This is a genomic window from Falsiroseomonas sp. RANM36, from assembly GCF_056682175.1.
In genome coordinates this window covers 226,360-228,951 of the sequence record NZ_JBWXTD010000004.1, presented here as the reverse complement: position 1 = coordinate 228,951, position 2,592 = coordinate 226,360, and the positions used below count along the sequence as shown (strand labels likewise).

Sequence of the window (2,592 nt, the reverse complement as noted above, 5' to 3'; positions counted from 1 at the left end):
GCGCGGGCCTCGCGGCCCCCCCCCCCGCCCCCCCGTCCCCCCCCCCCCCCCGCGGCCCGCAGCCGGCTTTCCGGGACGCCGCCCAAGGCGATGTCCTTCGGCGTGCCGCCGCTGGCGCTGGACCTGGGCGCGGTGGAACTGGAGGTCGGCGGGCAGCCGCTCTCCGCCGCGGCGTCGGTGCGGCTCTATGATTTCGGCATCGCCGCGCTGGCGCTGCGCCTGCCGGTGCGCGACCTGGACTGGGACGCCTTCGTGCGGCTGGTGAACGGCACGGACCATGCGATCGGCCCCGCCGCCCCGGCCGGGATCTGGACCGGGCTGCTCGCGCGCCTGCGCGGCCCGATCGCGGAGGCCCTCGACCGCCCGCGCGCGGGCGCCGTCGCCGAGGAGGACTACCTGATCGCCAGCGTCGAGGCGCTCGATCCGCCGCTCGACGCCGAGGCGTTGCAGCGAACCGTGGACCTGGTGCCGCTGCTGTCGGGCGAGGAACGCCCGCTCTCCGACGGCGCGCGGCGGGAGCTGCTGCGCCACGTCTTCTCCTATTACCCGGACGACCTCGCCGCGCTGACCTGGGACCGCGCCTTCATCCTGGAGCCGCGGGGCGACACCGACGTCGCGGAGGTGCTGGAGATGGCGAATGCCCAGCTCCTCGAGATGCGCAGCTACGACGAGATGCTGGACGAGGAACTGCCGCGGATGCGCCGGACGGTGGACGCGACGCGGCGCGGCGCCAACCTGCTCGCCTCGCGCCGCTATGGCCGGCTGGCGCGCCAGCTGCACTCGCTGGTGGCGGAGGTGACGGAGCTGGCAGAGCGCGTGGACAACGCGCTGCAGGTGACCGAGGACGTCCACCTCGCCCGCGTCTACGCCGCGGCGATGGAGCTGTTCCGCGTGCCCGCGGTCGGCGCCGCGGTGAACCGCAAGCTGGCCACGATCCGCGAGACCTACACCGCGCTTCACGGCGATGCCGCCGGCGCGCGGGCGGAGATCCTTGAGGCGGCGATCGTGGTGATGATCGCCTTCGAGATCGTGATGTCCTTCGTGCGGCACTGACGCGCCGCACGGGCGGAGGCGGCTACGCCGCCTCCAGCGCCGCCACGCCCGGCAGCGTCTTGCCTTCCAGCCATTCCAGGAAGGCACCGCCGGCGGTCGAGACATAGGTCATCCGCTCCAGCACGCCGGCATGGCGCAGCGCGGAGACGGTGTCGCCGCCCCCGGCGATGGATTTCAGCCCCGCCGAGGCGGTCAGCGAGGCGACGCTCTGCGCGACCGCCATGGTCGCCTCGTCGAAGGGCGGCGTCTCGAAGGCGCCGAGCGGGCCGTTCCAGACCAGGGTGGAGGCCTTGCGCAGCGCCGCCTCGATCGCGTCCACCGTCTCGTGGCCGACATCGAGCGCCATCATCCCCTCCGGCACGCGGTCCACCGCGACCGTGCGGGTCGTGACGTTCGGCGCGAACTCGCTCGCCACCACCAGGTCCCGGGGCAGCAGGATCTCGCACCCCTTCGCCGCCGCATCCGCCATGATCCGGCGCGCCGTCTCGTGCATCTCCGCTTCCTGCAGGGACTTGCGCATGTCGTGCCCCTGCGCGGCGAGGAAGGTGTTGGCCATGGCGCCACCGATGACCAGCACCTCGACCTTCCCCGAGAGGTTGCCGAGCAGGTCGAGCTTGGTGGACACCTTGGCGCCGCCGACGATCGCCACGACCGGGCGCGATGGCCGGCCGAGCGCCGCGTCCAGCGCCTTGAGCTCGGCCTCCATCAGCCGGCCCGCATAGGCGGGCAGCAGGTGGGCGACGCCTTCGGTGCTGGCATGCGCGCGGTGGGCGGCGGAGAAGGCGTCGTTCACATAGATGTCGGCAAGCTTCGCCAGGCCTTGCGCCAGGGCGGGATCGTTCTTCTCCTCGCCGGCATGGTAGCGGGTGTTCTCCAGCAGCAGGATCTCGCCATCCTGCAGCGTCGCGGCCGCCGCCTCGGCCGCCGGGCCGACACAGTCATCGGCCCAGGCCACGGGTCGGTTGAGCGTGGCCGACAGCGCCTCCACCATCGGCTGCAGCGACATCTCGGGCACGCGCTTGCCCTTGGGGCGGTCGAAATGGCTGCACAGGATCACCCGCGCGCCCTTCTCGGCCAGTTCCCGGATGGTCGGCGCCAGGCGCTCGATCCGGGTGCGGTCGGCGATCCTGCCGTCGCGCACCGGCACGTTCAGGTCGGCGCGCAGCAGCACGCGCTTGCCCGAGGCGTCGAGGTCGTCGAGGGTGCGGAACGGCATGGCTGATGTCCTGACGGGGGATGGAATGAACGCGACCGCGGCCATCGGGGCTCTTGCGGCCATATTGCTGGGGCCGGTGGTAGCATCGGCCCAGCCGGCCTTCCAACCACCCCCGCCGTCCTTCCAGACCCCTTCCGGGAATGTGCAATGCCGCTTCCGGCAGGAGACGCTGCGCTGCGACGTGCTGGATCGCAACTACCAGACGCCCGCCGAGGCCGCCGGTTGCAGCCCGCCCTGGGACGGCCGCCTGGCGCGGGGGGCCGGAGGGCGCACCAAGCAGGCCGGCCGCGGGGGGTTGGGGGGGGGCGCCCCCGCCGTCGGGG

General features: G+C 73.3%; 3 protein-coding genes. 2 read left to right on the top strand and 1 reads right to left on the bottom strand.

The window, feature by feature from the left end:
* Positions 1-1,053 (top strand): hypothetical protein (locus AC1MIR_RS14895; protein WP_480028975.1); only part of this gene is annotated, 1,053 nt, incomplete at its 5' end.
* A 22-nt stretch (positions 1,054-1,075) separates the two neighbouring features.
* Here the strand turns inward: AC1MIR_RS14895 and AC1MIR_RS14890 are convergent.
* The gene (locus AC1MIR_RS14890; RefSeq protein ID WP_480028974.1) at positions 1,076-2,269 is read right to left on the bottom strand and encodes a phosphoglycerate kinase; all 1,194 of its coding nucleotides are present in this window, start codon (positions 2,267-2,269) and stop codon (positions 1,076-1,078) included.
* Positions 2,270-2,294: 25 nt separating this feature from the next.
* On the opposite strand from AC1MIR_RS14890, the gene AC1MIR_RS14885 reads away from it, so the two are divergent.
* Positions 2,295-2,592: hypothetical protein (locus tag AC1MIR_RS14885; protein ID WP_480028973.1), on the top strand; the 298-nt coding region annotated here is incomplete at its 3' end.